Origin of the sequence: Achromobacter sp. NFACC18-2, assembly GCF_900108985.1 — a bacterium.
GTDB lineage: Bacteria > Pseudomonadota > Gammaproteobacteria > Burkholderiales > Burkholderiaceae_B > Achromobacter.
Genome location: NZ_FNYM01000008.1, coordinates 1 through 22,822, shown reverse-complemented (window position 1 = coordinate 22,822; position 22,822 = coordinate 1). Strand labels below are relative to the sequence as shown.

The 22,822-nt window shown below is 68.8% G+C and carries 23 protein-coding genes and 2 pseudogenes; 13 read left to right on the top strand and 12 right to left on the bottom strand.

Translation table 11 applies throughout. From position 1 onward, the window contains the following. Positions 1-31 precede the first annotated feature (31 nt). Positions 32-637 (bottom strand): hypothetical protein, encoded by a 606-nt coding sequence (locus BMW75_RS13880; RefSeq protein WP_254792011.1) that lies wholly within the window; start codon positions 635-637, stop codon positions 32-34. Positions 638-1,021: 384 nt separating this feature from the next. On the opposite strand from BMW75_RS13880, the gene panB reads away from it, so the two are divergent. From panB to BMW75_RS13850, 6 genes are all read left to right on the top strand, one after another. After that, entirely contained in the window at positions 1,022-1,927 is a 906-nt protein-coding gene (gene panB / locus BMW75_RS13875; protein WP_092580078.1) for a 3-methyl-2-oxobutanoate hydroxymethyltransferase, read from the top strand. Positions 1,928-1,991: 64 nt separating this feature from the next. Further along, a complete protein-coding gene (locus BMW75_RS13870; protein ID WP_092580076.1) occupies positions 1,992-2,927 on the top strand; it encodes a LysR family transcriptional regulator in 936 nt (311 codons plus the stop codon). A 48-nt stretch (positions 2,928-2,975) separates the two neighbouring features. Then, entirely contained in the window at positions 2,976-3,926 is a 951-nt protein-coding gene (locus BMW75_RS13865) for an adenosine deaminase (protein ID WP_092580074.1), read from the top strand. Between the two features lie 138 nt (positions 3,927-4,064). Next, the gene (locus BMW75_RS13860; protein WP_092580072.1) at positions 4,065-5,333 is read left to right on the top strand and encodes a carboxylesterase family protein; all 1,269 of its coding nucleotides are present in this window, start codon (positions 4,065-4,067) and stop codon (positions 5,331-5,333) included. 69 nt (positions 5,334-5,402) lie between these two features. Then, positions 5,403-6,356, top strand: coding sequence for a Bug family tripartite tricarboxylate transporter substrate binding protein (locus tag BMW75_RS13855; RefSeq protein ID WP_092580070.1), 954 nt, complete (start codon positions 5,403-5,405; stop codon positions 6,354-6,356). Positions 6,357-6,512: 156 nt separating this feature from the next. Beyond that, positions 6,513-7,316 carry an aspartate dehydrogenase gene (locus tag BMW75_RS13850; protein WP_092580068.1) on the top strand — a complete coding sequence of 268 codons (804 nt, stop codon included), beginning with the start codon at positions 6,513-6,515 and terminating at the stop codon, positions 7,314-7,316. 59 nt (positions 7,317-7,375) lie between these two features. Here BMW75_RS13850 and BMW75_RS13845 read toward each other — a convergent pair whose 3' ends face one another. Further along, the gene (locus BMW75_RS13845) at positions 7,376-9,220 is read right to left on the bottom strand and encodes an ABC transporter ATP-binding protein/permease (RefSeq protein ID WP_092580066.1); all 1,845 of its coding nucleotides are present in this window, start codon (positions 9,218-9,220) and stop codon (positions 7,376-7,378) included. A gap of 132 nt (positions 9,221-9,352) precedes the next feature. Then, positions 9,353-10,243 (bottom strand): LysR family transcriptional regulator, encoded by an 891-nt coding sequence (locus tag BMW75_RS13840; RefSeq protein ID WP_092580064.1) that lies wholly within the window; start codon positions 10,241-10,243, stop codon positions 9,353-9,355. A 109-nt stretch (positions 10,244-10,352) separates the two neighbouring features. Here BMW75_RS13840 and BMW75_RS13835 point away from each other — a divergent pair, with 109 nt between their 5' ends. The 5 genes from BMW75_RS13835 to BMW75_RS13815 all read left to right on the top strand — a co-directional run bounded on the left by BMW75_RS13835 (position 10,353) and on the right by BMW75_RS13815 (position 13,443). Next, a complete protein-coding gene (locus BMW75_RS13835; RefSeq protein ID WP_092580062.1) occupies positions 10,353-11,207 on the top strand; it encodes an amidohydrolase family protein in 855 nt (284 codons plus the stop codon). Continuing rightward, complete coding sequence (locus tag BMW75_RS13830) at positions 11,204-12,193, top strand: tripartite tricarboxylate transporter substrate binding protein (protein WP_092580060.1); 990 nt, start codon at positions 11,204-11,206, stop codon at positions 12,191-12,193. Before BMW75_RS13835 ends, BMW75_RS13830 begins: the two co-directional genes overlap by 4 nt. A gap of 134 nt (positions 12,194-12,327) precedes the next feature. Then, a complete protein-coding gene (locus BMW75_RS13825) occupies positions 12,328-12,711 on the top strand; it encodes an RNA-binding S4 domain-containing protein (RefSeq protein WP_076520232.1) in 384 nt (127 codons plus the stop codon). Then, positions 12,711-13,073 (top strand): translation initiation factor Sui1, encoded by a 363-nt coding sequence (locus tag BMW75_RS13820; RefSeq protein ID WP_092580058.1) that lies wholly within the window; start codon positions 12,711-12,713, stop codon positions 13,071-13,073. The genes BMW75_RS13825 and BMW75_RS13820 overlap by 1 nt, the downstream gene beginning before the upstream one ends. 16 nt (positions 13,074-13,089) lie before the next feature. After that, positions 13,090-13,443, top strand: a complete 354-nt coding sequence (locus BMW75_RS13815) for a DOPA 4,5-dioxygenase family protein (RefSeq protein ID WP_092580056.1) — start codon at positions 13,090-13,092, stop codon at positions 13,441-13,443. A 76-nt stretch (positions 13,444-13,519) separates the two neighbouring features. Here BMW75_RS13815 and ppk2 read toward each other — a convergent pair whose 3' ends face one another. Beyond that, the gene (ppk2, locus tag BMW75_RS13810) at positions 13,520-14,779 is read right to left on the bottom strand and encodes a polyphosphate kinase 2 (RefSeq protein WP_092580054.1); all 1,260 of its coding nucleotides are present in this window, start codon (positions 14,777-14,779) and stop codon (positions 13,520-13,522) included. Between the two features lie 185 nt (positions 14,780-14,964). Between ppk2 and BMW75_RS13805 the strand changes: the two genes are divergently transcribed. Together BMW75_RS13805 and BMW75_RS13800 are read left to right on the top strand one after the other, a co-directional pair. Continuing rightward, the gene (locus BMW75_RS13805) at positions 14,965-15,408 is read left to right on the top strand and encodes a hypothetical protein (protein ID WP_092580052.1); all 444 of its coding nucleotides are present in this window, start codon (positions 14,965-14,967) and stop codon (positions 15,406-15,408) included. Between the two features lie 56 nt (positions 15,409-15,464). Next, the gene (locus BMW75_RS13800) at positions 15,465-16,487 is read left to right on the top strand and encodes a hypothetical protein (protein ID WP_092580398.1); all 1,023 of its coding nucleotides are present in this window, start codon (positions 15,465-15,467) and stop codon (positions 16,485-16,487) included. 29 nt (positions 16,488-16,516) lie between these two features. On the opposite strand, the gene BMW75_RS13795 is transcribed toward BMW75_RS13800, so the two are convergent. The 8 genes and pseudogenes from BMW75_RS13795 to BMW75_RS29115 form a co-directional block, all read right to left on the bottom strand. Continuing rightward, on the bottom strand, positions 16,517-16,942 hold the full coding sequence (locus BMW75_RS13795; protein ID WP_231952119.1) for a CopD family protein: 426 nt from the start codon (positions 16,940-16,942) through the stop codon (positions 16,517-16,519). Between the two features lie 121 nt (positions 16,943-17,063). Further along, positions 17,064-17,933, bottom strand: coding sequence for a DUF2242 domain-containing protein (locus tag BMW75_RS13790; RefSeq protein WP_092580050.1), 870 nt, complete (start codon positions 17,931-17,933; stop codon positions 17,064-17,066). Between the two features lie 110 nt (positions 17,934-18,043). Then, positions 18,044-19,018 (bottom strand): ABC transporter ATP-binding protein, encoded by a 975-nt coding sequence (locus BMW75_RS13785; RefSeq protein ID WP_092580048.1) that lies wholly within the window; start codon positions 19,016-19,018, stop codon positions 18,044-18,046. Beyond that, positions 19,015-20,067: an ABC transporter ATP-binding protein gene (locus BMW75_RS13780; RefSeq protein ID WP_092580046.1), complete on the bottom strand. Its 1,053-nt coding sequence runs from the start codon at positions 20,065-20,067 to the stop codon at positions 19,015-19,017. The genes BMW75_RS13785 and BMW75_RS13780 overlap by 4 nt, the downstream gene beginning before the upstream one ends. Continuing rightward, positions 20,064-20,960: an ABC transporter permease gene (locus BMW75_RS13775; RefSeq protein WP_092580044.1), complete on the bottom strand. Its 897-nt coding sequence runs from the start codon at positions 20,958-20,960 to the stop codon at positions 20,064-20,066. The genes BMW75_RS13780 and BMW75_RS13775 overlap by 4 nt, the downstream gene beginning before the upstream one ends. Positions 20,961-20,964: 4 nt before the next feature. Next, positions 20,965-21,918, bottom strand: a complete 954-nt coding sequence (locus BMW75_RS13770; RefSeq protein WP_092580042.1) for an ABC transporter permease — start codon at positions 21,916-21,918, stop codon at positions 20,965-20,967. A 104-nt stretch (positions 21,919-22,022) separates the two neighbouring features. Beyond that, a pseudogene (locus tag BMW75_RS13765) lies at positions 22,023-22,496 on the bottom strand (ABC transporter substrate-binding protein); the annotation flags it as partial. Positions 22,497-22,659: 163 nt separating this feature from the next. Continuing rightward, positions 22,660-22,822: pseudogene (locus tag BMW75_RS29115) on the bottom strand (IS5/IS1182 family transposase); the annotation flags it as partial.

The following is a 22,822-nucleotide window of genomic DNA, read 5'->3' as shown; positions in this document are numbered from 1 at the left end:
TGGCAGGCGCACGCCTGCGGGGTTGAAGATTTCAAGCGGGGTCGGCGGCGGGCGCAAACCAGTTTTGGAACAAATCGCTGTCGTTGGTGTACCAGGGCAACAGCATGCCAAGGGTGTCGGACTCACGCTGCACGGTCACCAGCAGGCCGCCCGCCTCCTTGCGCAGGATCGCAACGTGGCGGCGCACGCCGATGGATTCATGCTGCCGCCAGTCCTGGCGCACGCTGACCCATAGACGCCCTTGCGTGCAGCCCGCCGCGCGCTGGACCGTGTCGCGGGACGGAAGGCCTGCCGCGGCCGCCGACGCGGGCGGGATTGGACCGGCTTGCCGCAACGGCAGGCGCCCCACGGCCCGCGCGCCTTGGCCGTCCAGCGCCAGCACGTCCCAGCCCGCCGCGGTCCGGGAAAACGACACGATGGCTTGTGGCGACGCGCGCCATGGCGTGGGCGTTTCACGCAGGCCCGGCAGGTCCAGGGGGTAGGCCAGAAAGTCGCGCAGGTCGGCAAGCGATGCCGATCCGGCCTCCCCTGACCGGCGCTCGCCCTGCGCGCGGTAGGTACCGGCCAGGTCAGGGCATTGCGCCGCGTCCGCGGGCAGGGTCACCAGCGTGCCTTCCTTGAATGGTGGCCATTTCACGGCGACGCCGTCCACCCGGGAGACGCCGCATGCGCTCAACGTTGCTGCGGCCAACACGGCGCCCGCGCACCGGATTGCACGTTGCGCGCGGCGCATCCTGGCATTCATGGCTTGTTCCTCCCGTTGCAGACCGATGCATGATCGCCGGCTGGCCGGCGGGCGAGGAACTATATCCGACTCCCGCAATGCCGCGGCCCGCGCCGCAATCCCGGACACACGGAAAGCGCATGGTCCGCGCCGGGCAAGCCGGACTGTACTACGATGCGCCAACCGCCCATGCATGCGCCCAGGCCGGTGGGCCAGGCATCCGCGCGCAGACATCAACACCGGCTGGCCGCGCCTGCGTCCGGCCGGGCCTTCCTTGCGACAACCCAGAGACCAGACATGAACCAGCCGAACGTTCCTTCGCCCTCGACCCCGCAGGACGCCGCCGCCCCGCCCTACGGCGCGGCGCCCCGGTCCGGCGCGCCGGACGGCCGCAGGAAGGTCACCGTCAGGACCATCGCCGACATGCGCCAGGCCGGCGAAAAGATCTCCATGCTGACCGCCTACGATGCGACCTTCGCCGCGGCCGCCGATGCCGCCGGCATCGACAGCATCCTGGTCGGCGACTCGCTCGGCATGGTCTGCCAGGGCAAAACCAGCACGGTCGGCGTGTCGCTCCAGGACATTGCCTATCACACGCAGTGCGTGGCCCGCGGCCTGGACAAGGCGAACGGCCACGCCTTGCTGGTGGCGGATCTTCCTTTCGGGTCCTACCACCAGTCGACCGACCAGGCGATGGCCTCCGCCGTGCGGCTCATGGAGGCGGGCGCCCATATGGTCAAGCTCGAGGGCGGCGGCTGGACCACCGAGATCGTCCGGTTCCTCGTCGAGCGCGGCGTTCCGGTATGCGGCCATCTGGGACTCACGCCTCAGACCGTTTCCGCGCTGGGAGGCTACCGCGTGCAGGGACGGGACGACGACGGCGCCGCCAGGCTCTTGCGGGACGCGGGCGAGCTCGACCAGGCCGGCGCCTCGATGCTGGTGCTGGAAATGATCCCGGCCCGATTGGCCGCCGAACTCACGCGCGCGATGACGTCCTGCGCCACCATCGGCATCGGCGCCGGCTGCGGCACCGACGGCCAGGTGCTGGTCATGCACGACATGCTGGGGCTCAACCTCGGCAAGATGCCGCGGTTCGTGCGCAACTTCGCGCAAGGCGCCGACGGCATCCAGGGCGCGTTCGCCGCCTACGTGCGCGACGTCAAGGCAGGCGCGTTTCCGGTGGACGCGCAGCACGCCTGGTAGGCGGCGCGTTGCCAAGCGGCGGGCGCGGGAGAATAATCGGCACATCATCCCTGTCGCCCGCGCCATGACACCGTTCCGAGGCAAACTCCGCATCCGTCACCTGGAAATCGTGCTGACCGTCTCCGAACTGGGCAACCTGTCCAAGGCGGCCGCGCAGTTGCACAGCACGCAATCGGGCCTGTCCCGCGCGATCGCCGAGATCGAGGAACTGGTGGGCGCGCGGCTGTTCGAGCGCACCGCAAAAGGAACGACCTGCACGCCGCTGGGCGACGCCATGTGCCGCCACGCGCGCCAGCTTCTGAACGGCTTTCGCAAGGCAGAGGTCGATCTGGCGGCGGTCTCGCGCGGCGATGAAGGCAGCCTGACGGTGGGCTGCTTCTCGATGTTCGCGGGCTGGCCCGTGGCGCAGGCGGCGCGCGACTACCGCGAGGCCCATCCGCGCATCACGCTGACGATCGAGGTCGGCACGCACGAGCGCCTGATCGAGGACCTGGATACCGGCACGCTGGACGTGCTGATCAGCCGTTTTTCGTCCACCGTCAATCCGCAGATATACCGCTCGACCACCCTGCTGGAGGATCCGGTGGTGCTGGCCTGCGCCCCGCAGCATCCGCTCGCCCGGCAACCCGGCGCCACCCTGGCCGACTGCGTGTCCTACCCCTGGATCACCGCCCTGCCCGGCAGCCGCATCCGCGGCGAGCTCGAACTGTCCCTGCGCCAGGCTGGCCTGGCGATTCCGGATATGATCGGCGTCCTGTCGCTGGAATTCGGCCGCGAACTGCTGCTGGACGGGCAATACCTGTGGATGCTGCCCGGCAGCGTCGCGGCCGTCCGGCAGGCGCGCGGCGAACTCGCCGTGCTGCCGGCGCGGCCCGCCCTGCGCAAATCGCCCCTGGCCGCCATCTGGCGGCGCGACCGCCCCAGCACGCGCCAGGCGCGCGCCTTCGCGGCTCAGCTCGAACGCACCATCCAGGCTGACGGCATCGCGCTTGCCGCCTGAGCCGCGCGCCGTCTTCCGACCACGCACCTTCTTTTTTCCGGAGCTCCCATGTACGACTGGCTCAACGCATTGCCCAAGGCGGAACTGCACCTGCACCTGGAGGGCACGCTCGAACCCGAGCTGCTGTTCAAACTGGCGCAGCGCAACGGCGTCGCGCTGCCCTGGCCCGACATCGAGGCCCTGCGCGGCGCGTACAACTACAACAACCTGCAGGAGTTCCTGGATCTCTACTACATGGGCGCGGACGTGCTGCGCACCGAGCAGGACTTCTACGACCTGACCTGGGCCTACCTGCTCAAATGCCGCGAACAGAACGTGGTGCATACCGAGCCCTTCTTCGATCCGCAGACCCACACCGATCGCGGCATCCCCTTTGAGACCGTGCTCAATGGCATCAGCCAGGCGCTCGACGACGGCCGCAAGCAACTCGGCGTGACCAGCGGCCTGATCCTGAGCTTCCTGCGCCACCTGCCCGAAGAACAGGCGATGCGCACGCTGGACCAGGCGCTGCCCTACCGCGACGCGTTCATCGCAGTGGGCCTGGACAGCAGCGAGCAGGGCTTTCCGCCGCGCCTCTTCCAGCGCGTCTTCGACCGCGCGCGCGCGCACGGATTGCCGGCCGTGGCGCATGCGGGCGAGGAAGGTCCGCCCGAATACATCTGGGAAGCGCTGGATCTGCTGAAGGTGCTGCGCATCGACCATGGCGTGCGCGCGGCCGAAGATCCCAAGCTCATCTCGCGGCTCATCGACGAGCAGATCCCGCTGACCGTCTGTCCGTTGTCCAATACCCGCCTGCGCGTGTTCAGCCACATGCGCGAGCACAACATCCTGTCATTGCTGGACGCGGGCGTGAAGGTCACCGTCAACTCCGACGATCCGGCCTACTTCGGCGGCTACGTCAACGAGAACTTCCACGCGCTCTACGAACACCTGGGCATGACGCAGGCGCAGGCGCAGGCCCTGGCGGACAACAGCCTGGACGCGCGTATCGCCCGATAGCCTACATAGCCATGCGCATTGCGCATGGCTATGTTCAAAACCGGAATGCCCGGCGCGGCGCTTTCCTCCCTACCATAGTCCGGCGGCTGCGGCGCCCGCCACGGCCGGACGATGCACAACAATGCAAGGGGGAAGCTCATGCGTGAATGCGTGAAGGCAACGCTGCGGGATGGCACGCTGGTCGGCGTGCGCGAGGGCGGCGTGTGCCGCTATGGCGCCATTCCTTATGCGCAGGCGCCGGTGGGCGACCTGCGCTTCGCGCCGCCGCAACCTGCGGCGTGGCGCGGCGAACTGGACGCCACGGGCACGGGGACCGTCGCGCCGCAGCTTGCGTCGCGGCTGCGCGGCGCCATGGGCGACTTCGACGCCCAGCAATCCGAAGACTGCCTGCACCTCACGGTGTGGACGCCGGCGGCCGATGGCAAGCGCCGCCCGGTCGTCGTGTGGCTGCATGGCGGGGCCTGGCAGAGCGGCGGCGGCGCTTTGGACTGGTACGACGGTTCCCGCCTCGCACAGCGCGGCGACGTGGTCGTCGTGGCCGTCAATTACCGGCTCGCCGCGCTGGGCTGGCTCTACGTGCCGGGGCAGACAGCCAATGCCGGCCTGCTCGACCAGGAGGCGGCGATCGACTGGGTGTGCGCCAACATCCAGGACCTGGGCGGCGATCCCGAGCACATCACGGTCATGGGCCAATCGGCGGGCGCATCGTCGATCTGCGCCATGCTGGCGCGCAAGCCGCGCTTCTCACGCGCCATCCTGCAGAGCGCCGCGCTGGGCCGCGGCTTTCGCAGCGCGCGGCAAGCCGATGCGCTGGGGCAGGTCTTTCTGCGCGCCGCCGGCGCCGATTCGCTTGCCGCGGCGCGCGAGCTGCCCGTTTCGGCGCTGTTGGCGGCGCAGCAGGCGCCCGAGGTCGTGCAGGCGCTGCGGGACGAAGGCAGCAGCCGCAGCCTGTTCGGCCCGGTGCTGGACGGCCAGGTGCTGCCTCAGGACATCGCACCCGCGCTGCTGAAGGCCGCGGGCCGCGCCGACGTACTGGCGTGCTACACGCGGGACGAGATGGCCGCCTTTCCCGACCACGGCACGGATGCCGCAAGCCATGAAATGGGCGACGCGGTGTTCGGCGCGCCATCGCGGCTGTGGGCACGGCAGGCCGTCGCCCAGGGCCGCGAGGCCTGGCTGGCACGATTCGACGTTGCGCCCACGGACCGTTTCGGCGCCTGCCACTGCATTGAACTGCCCTTCGTGTTCGGCACCTTGCGGGCGTTTGCCGACGCCCCCATGCTGGCCGGCCTGTCCGCCGCGCACGGCGAGCAGTTGGAAAACCGGACACAGGCCGCATGGCTGGCGTTCATCCGGGGCGAGGCGCCGGACTGGCCCCAGGCGCCGCACGTGCAGATCCTGGCCTGAGGCGACTCGCCAGCCCGAGGCGCCGGCCTTGCCGCCGCGCCTTCTCAACAACGACACAAGGGGAATTCCATGTTCAAGCAAACCGCATTCGCACTTACGCTCGCGATGCTGATGCCACTGGCCGCCACGGCCGCCTATCCCGACAAACCCGTCAAGATCATCGTGTCCAATCCGCCCGGCGGTCCCGTGGACGTCATGCTGCGCGTCCTCGCCAGCAAGCTTGGCGCGGCCTGGGGCCAGCCCGTGGTCGTGGAGAACCGGCCTGGCGCGTCGGGCATCATCAGCACCGGCGCGCTGGTGAAATCCGCGCCCGATGGCTACACGCTGGGCATGGTGGTGGCATCGTCCGTCACCATCGTGCCTTTCGCCGTGGACAGCCTGCCGTTCGACACGCAAAAGGACCTTCAACCGATCTCACTGGTGGCGCGCACGCCGTTCATCTTCATCGTGCCCCAGGACAGTCCGCTCAAGACCTGGGAGGACTTCGTGCGCGAAAGCCGGGTGCGCAACCTCAGCGTGGGCTCTTTCTCGATCGGCACCGCGTTTCATCTGGTGTGGGAGCAGACGGCGCGCCGCGCCGACATCAAGGCGCTGTACGTGCCCTCCTCGTCGTCCGGCAAAACGCAAAACGACCTGATTGGCGGGCAGCTCGACGTGGCCCTGGACGCGCCGTCCAGCTCCAGGGGCCTCATCGACAGCGGGCGCCTGCGCGCCCTGGCGATCACCAGCCCGCAGCGCTTCGGTGGCCTGCCCGACACGCCCACGCTGAAGGAGTCTGGCCTGGACTATGCGCCGCAGCCATGGATCGGCCTGATGGGCCCGGCGGGCATCCCCCGGGACCGCGTCGCGCAGATCCAGAAGGACGTGGCGGACATCCTGAAGGACCCGGCGATGAAAGCGCAGATGGAAACCCTGGGCATGATCCCGATCGGCAGTTCTCCCGAGGAACTGGCGGCCACGATAACGGCGGACCGCGCCGAGATGGGGCCGCTCATCAAGGAGCTGGGCATCCGGCTGCAGTGACGGGAAGTGCCGCGCGCCAAGCGGTCCTGCGGGCATCCCGCATTGACGCGCGGCCGGGCGCTCGCCTACAGTGGCCGGCAGCCTCGCGCGGCGCCCGCCGCGCCGCGCTTTCGAACCGCCTGCGGTCCGTCCGCTGGCCCAACTTTCCGGATACCCATGAACAGCTACCGTGTCGGCATCGCCGGCTTCGGCGCCATCGGCCAGGCCGTGGCGCAATCCCTGGATGCCGGGCTGCCCGGCCTGACGCTCGCCGCCGTCGCGGTGCGCGATCCCGCCGCCCCGCCCGCCTTCTCCTGGAACAACGGCGCGCCCACGTTCACCACCCTGGACGCCCTGGCCGAGCACTGCGACGTCGTCGTTGAATGCGCCCCCGCCGCCGTGTTCCGCGACATCGCCGAACCCGTGCTGCGCGCCGGCAAGAAAATGGTGGTGCTCAGCTCCGGCGCGCTGCTGCGCCACGAAGACCTCATCGACCTCGCGCGCCAGCATGGCGGCCAGGTCATTGTGCCGTCCGGCGCCATCCTGGGGCTCGATGCCATCACCGCCGCGGCCGAAGGCGTCATCCATTCCGTCACGATGATCACCCGCAAGCCGGTGCGCGGCCTGCTGGGCGCGCCCTACCTCGTCGACAACAACATCGACATCGAAGGCATCACCGAGCCGCGCCTGATCTTCCGCGGGTCGCCGCGCGAAGCGGCCGTGGGATTTCCGGCCAATCTCAACGTGGCGGTCAGCGTGTCGCTGGCCGGCATCGGGCCGGACCGCACCACGCTGGAAATCTGGGCCGACCCCTCGCTGGAGCGCAACCTGCACCGCGTCGAAGTCGTGTCCGACGCCGCCTCGTTCTCGATGGAAATCCAGAACATCCCGTCGGCCAACCCCAAGACCGGACGCATCACCGCGCAAAGCGTCGTTGCCGCCCTGCGCAAACTGACCGGACCGCTGCGCGTCGGCACCTGAGCGCGCTCACGACGTAGAAATGGCCGCGGGAAGCGGCCGGTTTCATCCTGCGACGGCCCTCAGGCCGCCGCGCGCCGCAGGGTGTCCGGGGTGTCGGCTTGGCGCGCGGCGGGCATCGGGCCGACCTGCCAGCGGCCCGCGCCCTGCAGGTCCAGCCGGTGCGTATGAAACCCATCCAGCGTGCTGCGATGCCCCACGCTGACCAGCATGCAGTCCGGCAAGGCGCCGCGCAGCAGGCTGTACAGCATGTGCTCCAGGCCTTCGTCGGTGGCCGACGTTGCCTCGTCCAGGAACACGATCGCGGGCCGGTTGACCAGCACGCGCGCAAAGGCGATGCGCTGCTGCTCGCCCAGCGACAGCACGCGCGACCAGTCCTGCACCTCGTCCAGCCGCCCGGCCAGGTGGCCCAGGTTGACCTGGCGCAGGGCATCGGCCAGGCGCGCGTCGTCGGCCGGCTGCGCGAGGCCGGGGTACGCGACCGCGCCGCGCAGGTCGCCCAGCGGCAGATACGGGCGCTGGGACAGGAACAGCGCGGACTCGCCCTGCGGCCGCCTCACGGTACCCCGCGCATACGGCCACAGGCCGGCCAGCGCACGCAGCAGCGTGGTCTTGCCGCTGCCCGACGGCCCCTTGATCAGCAAGGCCTGCCCCGGATGAAGCTGCAGGGTCAGGTCTTTCAGCAGACAGGCCCCGTCCGGGCGCGACACGTCCAGGCCTGCGATGTCCATGCCGTCGGACTTGGCCTGCGTCTGCACCTGCGGCAGCGCGCGCGCGGCCTCGTTGGCATCCAGGAATCCGTTCAGGCGGTCCAGCGTGGCGCGGTACTGCGCGAACGCGTCATAAGAACTGCGAAAGAACGACAGCGAATCCTGCACCTGCCCGAATGCCTGCGAGGTCTGCATCACATCGCCCAGCTTGATCGCGCCGCTGAAGAACCGCGGCGCCTGCAGGATGAACGGAAACACCACGGCGATCTGGCTGACCGACAGATTGAAGCCGTCGAACTTCAATCCCCGGTACACGCGGGCCCACAGATTGGCGATGTAGGACGTGAAACGGGTCCACAAGGTGGCGCGCTCGACCTCCTCGCCGCGATAGAACGCGACGTTCTCGGCGTTTTCGCGCAGGCGCACCAGCGCATAGCGGAAATTGGCCGTCAGGCGTTCGGACAGGAAGTTCAGTTTGATCAGCGGCCGGCCGATCTTGAACGCCAGCCAGGTCGCGACGATGACGTAGAGGTAGACCACGAACACCATGGCGCGCGGAATTTCCACGCCGCCCAAGGACAGCGGGCCGGACAGGCCCCACAGGATCGCCGTGAAGGCGACCAGCGACACGATGGCGCTGAGCGCGCCGATGGCGAGCGTGCGCGAGCCGGTCACGAACTGGGCAATGTCCTGCTCGATCCGCTGGTCGGGGTTGTCGACGGGCTCGTCCAGGAAGTGGCCACGATAGTAGGCGCCGTTGCCCAGCCAGTCGCGCGTCAGGCGTTCATTCAGCCAGACCCGCCAATGGATGTCGAAGGCCTGGCCCACGTAGCTGTCGGCCAGGCTGCGCACCACGTGCACGGTGGCCAGCACCGCGAAGATGCCCAGGAAGCGCCAGAAGGCCACCTGGTCCAGCGCCTGCAGCGAACTATAGAAGCCGTTGTACCAGAACGAGAACAGCACGGTCATGCGCACCGCGAACATCGCCAGGAACAGCAGCAGCGCCAGCGTAAGCAACGGCCGCCAGGAGCGGCGCGGCGTCAAATAGGGCCAGGCCAGGCGCCAGAACTTGCGTCCCCAGACCGTGGTGCGCGCCAGCACCAAGGTTGCCAGCGCCAGCGCGACGGCCGACATGCCAAACGCGCGCGCAAGCCACCAGGCGCTTTCCGCAAGTTGCTGCTGCCAATTCAGATCCATGAGCCGGAACCCCACCAAGACGTTCCCGGTTAGACCCCATGGTCATGCCAAGTTCCGGCCGAAGGGCGGCCTTAAGCCTGGCTTAAGTCTTTTTGAAGGAAGTTGAAGGCAGGATGAAAGGAGTTGGGCGCATCACCCGCGCTGCCCCAGGTCGAGATTGGCAAACATGTCCGCCAGCGTGGGCACGCTGCGCGCGGGCCAGATCGCGCTCAGGTCGAAACTGGGCAGGCGTTCGCCGTCGCGCACTTCGCAAAAGCGCACGCCGCGAAAGTCCATCGACCGGATCCAGCTTGGCAGCAGGGCCACGCCGCACCCGCCCGCCACGCAGGACAGCACCGTCAGCGTGCGGTTGGCCTCCTGCGCCACGTGCGCATCGTGGCCGCCCTTGCGCATGGCGTCCAGGATTTCCGCATAGAAGTTGGGCAGTTGCGACTGCGGGTACATCACCAGTCCCGCCTGCGCGATCTGCGCCATGGACACCTGGCCGTCGGCGCCCAGTTCGAATTCGTCGGGCACCGCCGCGACCAGCCGGTCGCGCAGCAACTGGCGCTCGCGCATGCGCCCGCCCACCGCCACGGGCGTGTGCATCAGGCCGATGTCGATCTCTCCGGTCTGCAGGGCTTCGGCCTGTTCGGCGTTGCTCATCTCGCGCAGGATGATACGCACGCCGGGCGCCTGCCTGCGCATCTCGCGCAGCGCGCGGGGCAAGGTGTCGAACAGCGCCGAGGACACCAGCCCGACCGTCAACTGGCCCGCGCTGCCGCGCCCGATCTCCCGCGCACGCCGGGCCGCGGCGTCGATGCGCGCCACGCTGGCGCGCACGTCCTCCAGGATGGCCTGCGCGGCGGGCGTGGGGGTGGTGCCCTGGCGCGAACGCTCGAACAGCCGCACGCCCAGGTCCTTCTCCATGCGGGTCAGCGCCTGGCTCAGCGCGGGCTGCGCGATGCCCAGCCAGTCCGATGCGCGGCTGACGCTGCCGTGGTCGACCACGGCCAGAAAGTACCTCAGGTGCCGGGTTTCCATATTATTTCAATATATAAAATGCGATTTTCCAGAATGGAAAACTATACATCGACTTCCTAGAATGCCGACAAAAGAGCATGACAAAGTGCATCGCCGACTCTGATCCGGCATGCAGAACGAGGAGACCGATTTGCCCTCGCTTATTCCAGGCGCCGTCGACACCCACGCGCACGTCTTTCACCAGGGACTGGCGCTTGCCGACGCGCGCCGCCACACGCCGGACTACGACGCGACGCTGGCCGAATACCTGGGCCTGCTGGATACGCACGGCCTGACCCATGGCGTGCTGGTCCAGCCCAGCTTCCTGGGCACCGACAACCGCCACCTGACCGAGGCGCTGCGCGCCTGTCCCGCCCGCCTGCGCGGCGTGGCCGTGGTGGCGCCGGACGTTGCCGAATCCGAATTGCAGTCCCTGTCCGAGGCCGGCGTGGTCGGCATCCGCCTGAACCTCATCGGGCTTGAGCTGCCCGCCCTGCAGACGCCAGCCTGGCAGACGCTGCTCGCCCGCGTCAACGCGCTGGGCTGGCATGTGGAAGTGCACCTGCAGGCGGCGCGCCTGGACGGCGTGCTGCCCGCCCTGCTGGCGGCCGGCTGCCGCATCGTGGTGGACCATTTCGGGCGCCCGGATCCGGCGCTCGGCGTCCTGGACGCGGGCTTCCAGTACCTGCTCAAACAGGCGGACAGCGGCCGCGTCTGGGTCAAGCTGTCGGCGCCTTACCGCAACTGGACGGCCCCGGCCTGCGCCGCGTCGGGCCGGCTTGCCACGCAGCAGCTCCTGGACGTCTACACCCCCGAAAGACTGATGTGGGGCAGCGACTGGCCCCACACCGAACACCGCCACCTCGCGTCCTACCCCGCGGCCACGCAGTGGCTGGACGCCTGGATCGACGACCCCGCGCAACGACGCGCCGTGCTTGCCGACACGCCGTTGCGGCTATTCCAATTCCAAGGAGACACACCATGACCCCTCTCTTCAAACGCCTGGCGCGCCGCAGCGCCCTGTGCGCCGCGGCGGGCCTGCTGGCCGGCGCCGCCGGCGCCGCGCATGCCGCCTACCCTGAGCGCGCGGTGACGCTGGTGGTCACCTATCCGCCCGGTGGCACCGTGGACGTGGTGGCCCGCCTGATCGGCCCGAAGCTCGCGGCCGAACTCGGCCAGCCCGTCGTCATTGAAAACCGCGGCGGCGCGGGCGGCATGATCGGCGGCGCGGTGGTCGCCAAGGCCAAGCCCGACGGCTACACGCTGATGCTGGATGCGTCCAACCACGCCCAGAACCCCGCCCTGCACAAAAAGATGCAGTTCGACACGCTGGCGGACTTTGCGCCCGTGTCGCTGCTGCTGCGCGTGCCCAACGTGCTGGTCGTCACGCCCTCGTACGAAGTGAAGACCGTGGCCGACCTGATCAAGCTGGGCCAGCCCGGCGCCAAGGAGCCGGTGTACTTCGCCTCCGCGGGTCCCGGTTCCGCCCAACACCTGGCCGGCGAACTGTTCAACCTGCTCGCCAAGACCCAGTTGCAGCACGTCGCCTACAAGGGCGGCGGCCCGGCCATGATCGACGTGATGTCGGGCCAGGTCCCGGTCATGTTCGCCAGCATGGGCTCGGCCTGGCAGCACGTGAAGAACGGCAAGCTGCGCGCTGTGGCCGTCGGCGGCACGCAGCGCTCCAAGACCGCCCCCGACCTGCCCACCATCGCCGAGTCCGGCGTGCCGGGCTACGAAACCTATGAATGGAATGCCGTGTTCGCCCCGGCCGGCACGCCGCCGGCCATCGTGGACCAGGTGTCGCAGGCGCTGGCCAAGGTCCTGAAGGACCCCGCCATCGCCGAACAACTGGCCGGCATCGGCGCCGAGCCCATCGGCTCCACCCCCGCCGAACTGGACACGTTCCGCCGCGCCGAGATCGAAAAGTGGCAGCGCGTCGTGAAGGAAGCCGGACTGAAGCTGGATTGAGTACTGCCGGGCCAGCACGGCCCGGCCACCGCGTAGCCGGTTTGCGGCGCTCCTCGGGAGCGCCGTTTTTTTTTGGGCCGCTAGCGCGGGGCTATCATGGCGGCTTGGACAGCTTTACCGCAGGAAATCGCAGGATGGACAAGATCCGGCTCGACAAATGGCTTTGGGCGGCGCGCTTCTACAAGACGCGCAGCCTGGCCTCGCAGGAAATCGGCAAGGGCCGCGTGTTCGTGAACGGGCAGCCCGCCAAGCCCGCGCGCGAAGTCGGCGCGGGCGACGTGGTCGCGGTGCGCAAGGAAGATCCCGCCGTGCAGGTGCGCGTCGTGGCCGTCAGCGGCGTGCGCGGGCCCGCGCCGGTCGCGCGCCAGCTCTATGAGGAAACGCCGGAAAGCATCGCCGCGCGCGAGCGCGCCGCGGAGATGCGCCGCCTCGCGCCGGAGCCGGCGCTGGGCATCGAGGCCGGACGCCCCACCAAACGCGACCGCCGGCTCATCGACCGGATGCGAGGGGAAGGCTGATGAAGCGCAGCACCGCCGGCGGCCTGGTCTATTCCACCGAGTCCGGGCGCATGTGCCCGCAGTGCCGCCAGCCCATCGCACAATGCCTGTGCCAGCAGGCCGCGCGCGCGACGCCCGCCGGCGACGGCGTGGCACGCGTTTCCCGCGAAACCAAGGGCCGGGGCGGCAAGAGCGTGACGCTGGTCCGCGGCCTGGCGCTGGCGCCCGACGCGCTCAACGCCCTGGGCAAGCAGCTACGCACCGCCTGCGGCTCGGGCGGCACCGTCAAGGACGGCGTGATCGAGGTGCAGGGCGACCACTGCGACCGCATCCTCGACGCGCTCGCCAAACAAGGCCACCGCGCCAAGCGCGCGGGCGGCTGAACCGGAACGACCCGAGATGATGGATATTCCCGTGACCGATGTCGCCAGCTGGCACGCCCATGTGTACTTCGACGCCGCCACCCGCGACGCCGCGTTCGCGCTGCGCGAGCGGGTGGTCGCACGATTCGGCGGCAAGATGGAAATGGGGCGCTTCCATGAGCGCCCCGTCGGCCCGCATCCGCAGTGGAGCTACCAGATCGCCTTTGCGCCGGAACACCTGGCCGAGATCGCGACCTGGCTCACGCTGAACCGCGACGCGCTCGACGTGTTCATGCATCCGAACACCGGCGATGCGCTGCGGGACCACCGCGATTGCGCCGTGTGGATCGGGCGCAGCCATGTGCTGAATCTGGCGGCGCTGGGCGGGTAACCGCCCGGGCGCCTCATCGCCAGATCGCCCGACCGATTGACCGCTTGGTCGCTTGATTGAGCGGTCGCCTGGTCCGCTACAGCGCCCGTCCCACGATCAACGAATCGATCGCCATCTGCGGATCGTCGCTCTTGCCTTCGTACGGCACGCGGCTCAGCACATAACGCATGGCGTTGAGCCGCGCGCGCTTCTTGCAGTCGGACTTGACCACGATCCAGGGCGCGTCCGCGGTGTCGGTATGCGCGAACATGGCTTCCTTGGCGCGCGTGTAGTCGTCCCACTTGTCCAGCGACGCCAGGTCCACGGGGCTCAGTTTCCACTGCTTGAGCGGATGCACCTTGCGCTGCATGAAGCGGCGGCGCTGCTCTTCCTGGCTCACCGAGAACCACAGCTTGATCAGGATGATGCCGCTGCTGACCAGGTGGCGTTCGAAATCGGGCGTCTGCCGCAGGAACGCAAGGTATTCGTCCTGCGTGCAAAAGCCCATCACGCGCTCGACGCCCGCGCGGTTGTACCAGGACCGGTCGAACATGACGATCTCGCCGGCGGTCGGCAGGTGCTGTACGTAGCGCTGGAAATACCACTGGCCCTTTTCGGTGTCGGACGGTTTTTCCAGCGCGACCACGCGCGCGCCCCGCGGATTCAGGTGTTCCATCATGCGCTTGATGGTGCCGCCCTTGCCTGCCGCATCGCGGCCTTCAAACAGGATCACGACGCGCTGGCCGGTGGCCTTGACCCAGGCCTGGAGCTTGAGCAGCTCGACCTGCAGCTGGTACTTCTGCTTTTCGTAATTGCGGCGCAGCATGCGGTGGCGGTATGGGTAGATGCCTTCGCGCCAGTCCACCGCCAGTTCGTCGTCGGGATTGCGGCGCGAGCGGGGCGCCTGCCTGTTGGCCTCGAGCAGCGCGCGATGCACGGCCTGCGCGTCGTCGGCCGAGAGCTCGTCGATGACGCTGCGCAGGGCCTCATGGGCCTGCCCGGGCTCGCCGACCCGATAGCGGCCCGCAATGTCGGCCAGCACCGCCACGGTCTCCTGCCGCGCCGCGTCCTGGCGCGCAGCCACGCGCTTGCGGATTTCGACGACGGGTTCTGCGGCGGCGTTGGCGGCGGTCCCGGCGTCGGCCACGGTCCCGGCGGCGGGCTGCCCCTCGGGCGCGGCGTCAGGCGCCGCGGCGGCTTTCAAGGCCGCTTGGCTCCCGGCCACGGCCCCCGCGGAACGCTTGGCGGGCGCGCGGCGGCCGCTCGCCGTGCGCTTGGCAGCGCCCGCGGTGCCGGCGGCACGCTTTTCTGCGGTGGCGGCGTCTTGTTCGGGGGCTTGAGATGTCTTGTCGGTCATTGATCCTGTCCTTGCTGCGCATGATTGCCTGGCCAGGGCGGCCAGTCGCCGGCGACCCGTCAGGCAAAACTCCAACCCTAACGCGCCGCTGGGCGCGCGGCGTTGATGGGGATCAATGGTTGTAACATTTTTGCACCGACCTGCCCCCATTACACTGCGCGTTTCGTCACTCCGTTCGCACCGCCATGTGGTCATTCATCAGAAAATGGCTGGCCGGCCCGCCGGCGCCCGAGGATCCCTTGCGCGAAACCGTGCGGTTCGATGACGCCGGCCTCACGCGGTCGGGCGAACTCGCGCGCGCCATGGGGCTGCAGGAGTTCTGGCCGTGGAGCGACATCCACGAATTCGGATTCCTGTTCACGCAGGCGATCTATCCAGACCCCTGGTTCGGCGATTACATGGAAAGCCTGTGGTTCGTGCGCGTGCCCAGCGACGGCGGCGGACTGATGCGGATGGATTTCGACGCCGCCGTGCTGGACATCGACCATCTGCCCCCCGCACTGCTGCGCAACCTGCCGGGGCTGGACATGGAAGTCCTGCGGGCCGGCCTGGCCACCGCCGCGCGCGGCCCGCGCCACTTCGAGGGCGAAGGCGAATGGGTCGCGTGGCGACGCACCGGCGCCGATTGACGGGGCTGGAACGAGTCTTTACAGTCCAAGGGCCATATCCCGTTTTCGTGCGCGACATGACCCATCCGCAAGCGCCCGCCTCGACCGCCGGCCCGGCGGCCCCGGCAGCGAAGCCGCCTGAACCGGGCTGGCTCCTGAAAGCCGCCACCTGTCTGGTCTATTCCGGGATGCTGGCGTGGATCGTCCACAGCCGGCGCCCCGGCACATTGCTGGAGGTCGCCACGCTGGCCGTGGGCAGCGCGCTCGCCCTGGGCGTTTTCGTGCTCATCGTCCTGGGCGTCTTTTCCCTCTGGAAGCGCTTTCGCACGCCGCGCAACCGGCTGCGCATCATGCTGGGCACGGGCGTGTTCCTGCTGGCCGCCGTGGCCGCGCCCCTGGCCGAGCGCCAGCACCAGGACCGGCAGCGCGACATCGCCAATGCCGAAATCCGCAAAGCCATCGACGCGTTGCGCCTGCAGGCGGGCGGCGGCAGCGGCGCGCCCGAGGACGTGCCCGACATCGACCCCGCGCCCAAGGCCTCCGGTCCCTACGGCGAAATGGAGCGGGCCCTGAAGACCGTGGCCGGCGAACGGCTGGCGCAGCATCGCGCCTATCTGCAGGAACTGAAGGAGATCGGCCTGCCGCGGCTCTTCGACGCCAGCCGGCTGGCGCGCGACTCGGGCCTGATCGAAAGCCGCCTCATCCTGGAACAGGCGGAAAAGCTCGTGCCCGGCTACCGCCAGCGCAGCCTGGAGATATTGAACGCCATGCCCGCGCTGGTGCGCTCGCTGTCGATTTCCGATTCCGAAAAAGCGAAGATCCTGAAAGCGCTGCAGGACTCCCGGGCGGCCAGCACCGAGAAACTCACCCGCGTCTGGGACCTGGAGACGCGGATCCTGCGCGAGTTCGGCCTGATGATCACGCTGCTCGATGACAACCGGCAGTTCTGGTATGCGGATCGGACCGAGCTGATGTTCGGCCGCGACGACGACCTGCGCCGCTTTCACCAGCACCAGGACGCCGTCAACCGCATGGCCCGCGAGCAGGAGCGGCTGGCGACCCAATCCCTGGCCGCCATGCCGCAGGCGCAGTTGCGCTGATCCCCGCGCGCCGCGCCTTGCGCCGCCGCCTAGAAAGGCTTGACCACCACCAGTGTCACGATGGCCGCGGCCGCCAGGACGGTGAACGGCGCGTGCAGGTCCAGCATGGGCGGGCGGCGGTCGCTGCCGCCGGCCATGCGACGCAGCGATGCGCTTTGCATGCCCAGCAAGGCCGACAGGCTCAGCGCGAAAGCCACTTTGACCCAGATCCAGTTCATGGCGAACCAGCCGAAGGTCATGGCCAGGTGCAGGCCGATGAGCCAGGTGATGACCATGGCGGGGGTGGTGACATAGAGCGTCCAGCGGCGCAGGACGTGCAGCATCCTGCGCTCCTTGGGCGCCTCGTCGCCGGACTGCGGCTGCGAGGTCAGGAGGAACATGGACACGAAGAGCGAGCCCGCAAGCCAGGCCACGGCGGCCGCGACGTGGGCCATTTTCAGAAGTTGGTAGGTCATGGCCGGCATTATCGCCGCCCGCCGCCAGGGCGGCGCGCCGGGCCGGCGCGGGCGGCTTGCGCTACGGCAAACCCGCGCGCGTTCTGCGACGGGCGCGGGCCAAAGGGTTCCCGCGCGCCAGTCAGTTCGCCGTCTGCGCGGCAGGCGGATTTTCGGGCGATCCTGCGGCCGGCGATCCAGCAGCCGGCGCTCCGGCACCAGGCGCCCCCGCGGCTGACGATCCCTCGGCAGGCGTTGCAGCGGGAGATGCCCCCGCCGCGGGCGACCCGGCCTTTGCCGCGCCATCAGTTGACTGGGCCGGCGCCGCCGCAGGCGCGGCTTTCTCGCCGTCCGCGGCCGCCGGATTCAGCGTGTCCGCGGGCGCATCCGGCGACGCGACGGGTTCGGCCGGCGCGGGCGCCGGCTTGGGCGCGGCGGTCTTGCCGCGGGTGGGCGGAGGCTGGTGCGGCGCGGCGGCGGCCTGCGCATCCGGCAGGAAACGCTGCAACAGTTGGAAGAAGCCGTCATAGAACTTGGGCCGCGTCACCGTCTGGCTGGCGGTCTTGACCAACGAGTCGTCGCTGCCGCCGAACGGCATGGACACCTGGCCCAGGACGCTCACGCCGACGCTGGCCGAATTGCCCGTGCGCTTGATCGAATAGCGGTCCTGCACGGCATTCGCAAAAACGGTCGCGCGCTCGTTAGAGCTCGCGTCCGACGCGCACTCGACGTTGAAGCTGATCTGCGTATGCTGCCCATCCTCGCCTTCGAAATTCTTGTGGCCCGTGACGCGATTCGGTTCGTACTTGTCGATGTTGTATCCCTGGCTGAGCAGGGCCCGGCGCCCCGCGTCGCAGGCCGCGCTGCTGGCGGCCGGGAAACTGCGCGAGTAGGTGTCGCTCTGCGCGAAGTCCTCGCGCTCATAGACGGGCTTGGGGGTGGAACATCCGGCCAGGACGGCCGCCGCAAGGGCGGCCAGGGGAAAGGCAATACGGCGGGTGACGCGAGGCATGACGGGTCCTGCTCTGGGCAACGAGGTGCATTATGGGCCAGGATACAGGACCCGTTATTGGGGACGGGCCGCATTGGAGACAGGTTGAAACAGATTCCAGGGCGTCGGTTTCACACCCTCACACAGCGCACCTCATGTCCCGGCGCGACCGGCACGATGCCGGGCACGGCCTCCCGGCAGCGCGCCTCGGCGTAGCCGCAGCGCGGCGCGAAGGCGCAACCCGGCGGCAAGGCGGCCAGGTCGGGCGGCGACCCCGGAATGGTCTGCAGGCGTTGGCCCTTTTGCATGGCGCCGTGCGCCCGGCCGTGCAGCAGGGCCTGCGTGTACGGATGGCGCGGCGCACGCAGCAGGTCCGCCAGCGTGCCCTGCTCCACGATGCGCCCGCCGTACATGACGGCGACGCGGTCGGCGATCTCGGCCGCCGCGCCGATGTCATGCGTGACGAAGACGATGGACAGCCCCAGCTCGCGTTGCAGTTCACGCAACAGCAGCAGGATCTGGATCTGCACCGTGGCGTCCAGCGCCGTCGTGGGTTCGTCCGCCAGCAGCACCTTGGGCGAACACGACAAGGCCAGCGCGATCATCGCCCGTTGCCGCATGCCGCCGGACATTTCGTGCGGATAGGCCTGCAGCCGCCGTTCCGGACTGGGAATGCGCACGCGCTCGAAGAGCGACAGCGCCCGCGCGCGCGCCTCGGCCGCGCTCTTGCCCGTGTGCCGCCGCACCATTTCCTCGATCTGCCGGCCCAGCGTGTAGACCGGATCCAGCGCCAGCAGGGGCTCCTGAAAGACCATGGACACCACCGGGCCGCGCATCGCGGCAAGCTCGCGCGCGTTCATGCCCAGCACGTCGCGTCCGTCGACGATCATCTCGCCGCGCATGCGGGTGCGGCGTGGCGGATGCAGGCGCATCAGCGCGCGCAGCGTCACGCTCTTGCCGGAGCCGGACTCGCCGATGAGCGCCACGGCCTCGCCGCGCGCGACGTCCAGGCTGACGCCGCTGAGCGCCTGCACCGTCTTGGCGCCCGCCTGGAAGGCGACCTCCAGGTTCCGGATGCTGACCAGGGGTTGTGCGGCGGGCGTCATGACAGGGCTCCAGAGGCGGCGTAGCCGGAATCGGGCTGATGCATGAGGCAGCGCACGGCGTGGCCGTCGTTCTGCGTCATGACGGGGGCCTCGCGCGCGCACGCGGCCCGCGCCTGCGCGCAGCGCGTGTGGAAGCGGCAGCCCGAGGGCGGATCGATGGGATTGGGCGGATCGCCCGACAGCGGCGCGGTCTCGGTGCGCACGCCGGGTTCGGTCGATGGCATGGACCGCAGCAGCGCCTGCGTATAGGGATGGCGCGGCGCGTCGAACACCTGGTCCACCGGGCCCAGCTCGACGACCTGGCCCAGGTACATGACCATGACACGATCCGAGATGTACCGCACCACGTTCAGGTCGTGGCTGATGAACATATAGGTCAGGCCGAAATCGTCCTTCAGGTCCAGCAGCAGGTTCAGCACCTGCGCTTCCACGGACTTGTCCAGCGCCGACACCGCCTCGTCCAGGATCACGAGGCGCGGGTTCAGGGCCAGCGCGCGCGCGATGTTGACCCGCTGGCGCTGCCCGCCGGACAGCTCGTGCGGATATCGGCCCGCAAAGCGCTGCGCGTCGAGCCCCACCCTGCCCAGCAGGCTGCGCGCGGCGGTGATGGCCTCGCCCGCGCGGGTGCCGTGCACGCGCGGCCCGAAGGCAATGGAGTCCTCGATGGTCATGCGCGGATTCAGCGACGAATAGCTGTCCTGGAACACCATCTGCGTCTGCCGCCGGAATTCGCGCAGCGCCAGCGCCCGCGATCCGACCGCCACGCCGTCGAACACCAGCTCGCCGCGATCCTGGCCGATGAGCTGCATGACCAGCCGCGCCGTGGTGGATTTGCCGCAGCCGGACTCGCCCACCACGCCCAGCGTTTCGCCCTTCTTCACGTCGAAATCCACGCCGTCGACCGCGCGCACGGCGCCGCCGCCGCGCCGCGACAGAAAATCGCGCTTGAGCGGAAAATGCTTGACCAGGCCGCGCACGCTGAGCAGCGGCTGCGCCGGTCCGCCCAGGTCCGGGTGCGCGGGAGGCCGCGCGTCGATGAAACCGTTCATTCCTTGACCTCCATGGCGGAGCGCAGTCCGTCGGACAGCAGGTTGAAGGACATGGACGTGATGAAGATCATCACGCCCGGCAGCGCGGCTACCCAGGGCTGGGTGTAGATCGCGGTGCGCAGGGTGTTCAGCATCAGCCCCCATTCCGGCTCCGGCGGCCGCACGCCCAAGCCCAGGAACGACAGCCCGGAGGCCAGGATCATCGACACGGAAATCAGGCTGGTCGAATACACGAAGATCGGGCCCAGCACGTTCGACAGCACATGCGCCCGCACGATGGTCAGCGGCGCCGCGCCGGAGGCCCTGGCCGCATCCACGTAGTCGCTGCGCCGCACCTGCGTGGTGACGCTTTCGGCCACGCGCACGATCTGCGGCACGAACACGATGGTGAGCGAGAGAATCGCGTTGAAGATGCCGGCGCCCAGCGTGCCGGACAGCGCGATGGCCAACAGCACCGACGGGAACGCATAGAACACGTCCACCACGCGCATGATGAGGGTGTTGGTCCAGCCGCCCGCATAACCCGCCAGGATGCCGATCGCGCTGCCCACCACGAAGGCGGCGATGACCGGGACGATGCCCATGAAGAGCGACAGGCGCGCGCCCAGCATCAGGCGCGAGAGCATGTCGCGCCCAAGTTCGTCGGCGCCCAGCGGATAGCCTTCGGTGCCGATGGGGCGCAGGCGCTTGAGCATGGATGCCTGGAAGGGATCGGCCGGCGAGATCCACGGCGCCAGGATCGCCATGACGATCAGGGCCAGGATAAGCGCGCCGGCGGCCAGGGCCACCGGGTCGCGGCGCAACCGGCGCACGACGTTGGACCAGTAGCCGGGAGAGCGCGCGATGGGCGTCGCGTTCGCGGGCGCGGCCAGGCTTGCCACGGAATCGGTCATGATCTCAGTTCCTTTCGATGCGCGGGTCGAACAGGCCTTGCAGGATGTCGACAACCAGGTTCAGGACCACGAAGAACAGCGCCAGCACCAGGATCGTGCCCTGCAAAAGCGGCAGGTCGCGCTGGAAAATGGCCGCGTTCAGCAGAAAGCCCGTGCCGGGCCAGGAGAACACCGTCTCGATCAGGATGGATCCGCCCAGCAGGTAGCCCAGCTGCAGGCCCATCACGGCCAGCGCCGTGGGCGCGCAGTTCTTCACGACGTGCAGGAACACGCCCAGGTCGGTCAGGCCGCGCGCGCGCAGGCCCACGACGAATTCCTGCGACAGGGTCTCGGCCACCAGCGCGCGGACGGTGCGCGCGATGATGCCCATCGGGATCACGGACATCGTGACCGCAGGCAGGATCATGTGCCTGAAGTGCGCCCAGTCCGCCACCCATTCGCCCGAGCCGCCCGGCCCCGCGCCGGTTGGCGGCAGCCACATGAGCTGCGTCGAAAAGACGATGACCAGCACCATGCCCAGCCAGTAATGCGGCACGCTGACGCCGACGACCGACATGAACGAGGCGACGCGGTCCAACAGCGAGTTGCGGTAATAGCCGCCCACGAAACCCAGGAACGCGCCCACGACAAAGCCCAGCAGCGTCGCCAGACAGGCGAGCCGCAAGGTGTTGCCCACGGCGTTGAAGACTTCGGCGGCCACCGGCCGGCCGCTGGCGATCGACGTGCCCAGGTCGCCATGCAGCGCGCGCCACAGCCAGCCCGCGAATTGCTCGACCAGCGGACGGTCGAAGCCGTAGAGCTGCATCAGCTGGCGCTGCAGGTCCGCCGACGCATCGGGCGGCAGGATGGAGACCAACGGATCGCCGGGCGCCAGGTGGATGAGCAGGAAACAGAGCAGCGCGACCCCCACCATGATGGGCAGGGCATACACCACGCGCCGGAAAATATAAGACAGCATAGGCGTCACCGGCTAGGGTCCGAAGACCGCTGGAGGAGCCGCGCGCGGCCCCCCGGGAAAAATGCGCCGGACACCTCGTGGCGAGGCGTCCGGCGCGTTCAAGGTCAGTCCATGGACATCGTGGCGATGTCGATGAACCAGCTCTTGGGCTGCACCACGCCCTTGACCTTCGGCGAGATGGCGCGCGGACCCACGTCGTGCGCGATCCAGACAAAGGGCGCCTCTTCCACCACGCGCGCATGCAGCTTGGCCAGGGCGGCGTCGCGCTCGGCGGGCGTGAAGGTCGTGCGCGCATCCTTGATCAACCCGTCGATCTCGGCATTGCCGAAATAGCCCCAGTTGTTGGACGCGGGCGGGAAGGTCTTGGTGCTGACGAAGCGCACGATGGCGAAGAACGGATCCATGGCCGCGAAGCTGACGTTGATCGCATCGCTGCCATTGGCGGACGGATCCTTGGCGCCCTTGCGCCAGTTGGTGAAGAGCGTGTTCCACTCCACCACGTCAAAGCTCACGTCGAAGTAGCAGTCCTTCAGGTTCTGCTGCACGAACTCGTTCATGGGCAGCGGCTGCATCTGGCCGAGGCTGTGTGGAAACGCTTTTCGTCCTGCCAGCTACAGCGCAATAGCCTGATCCGCATCACCTTGGGCGGTCTTCACTTCGATTTTTCGAAGCGGGGCTCACTCAAGGCCGTTTGGGCGGCCCGGATAGGGCCTGAGGTGCGTTATGGGTCACATGAAGGGCTCAGCCGCCCATCGCCAGCACCGCTTTCATGGTCTGCTGGTAGCCCAGGATTTGCATGACCCGCTTGAGGTTATAGGCCAGTACATTCAAGCTCATTTCCGTGCTCACATTCCCCAGGCGACGAGTCAGGAAGTGCGTATAGCCCATCCAGTGCTTGAACGTG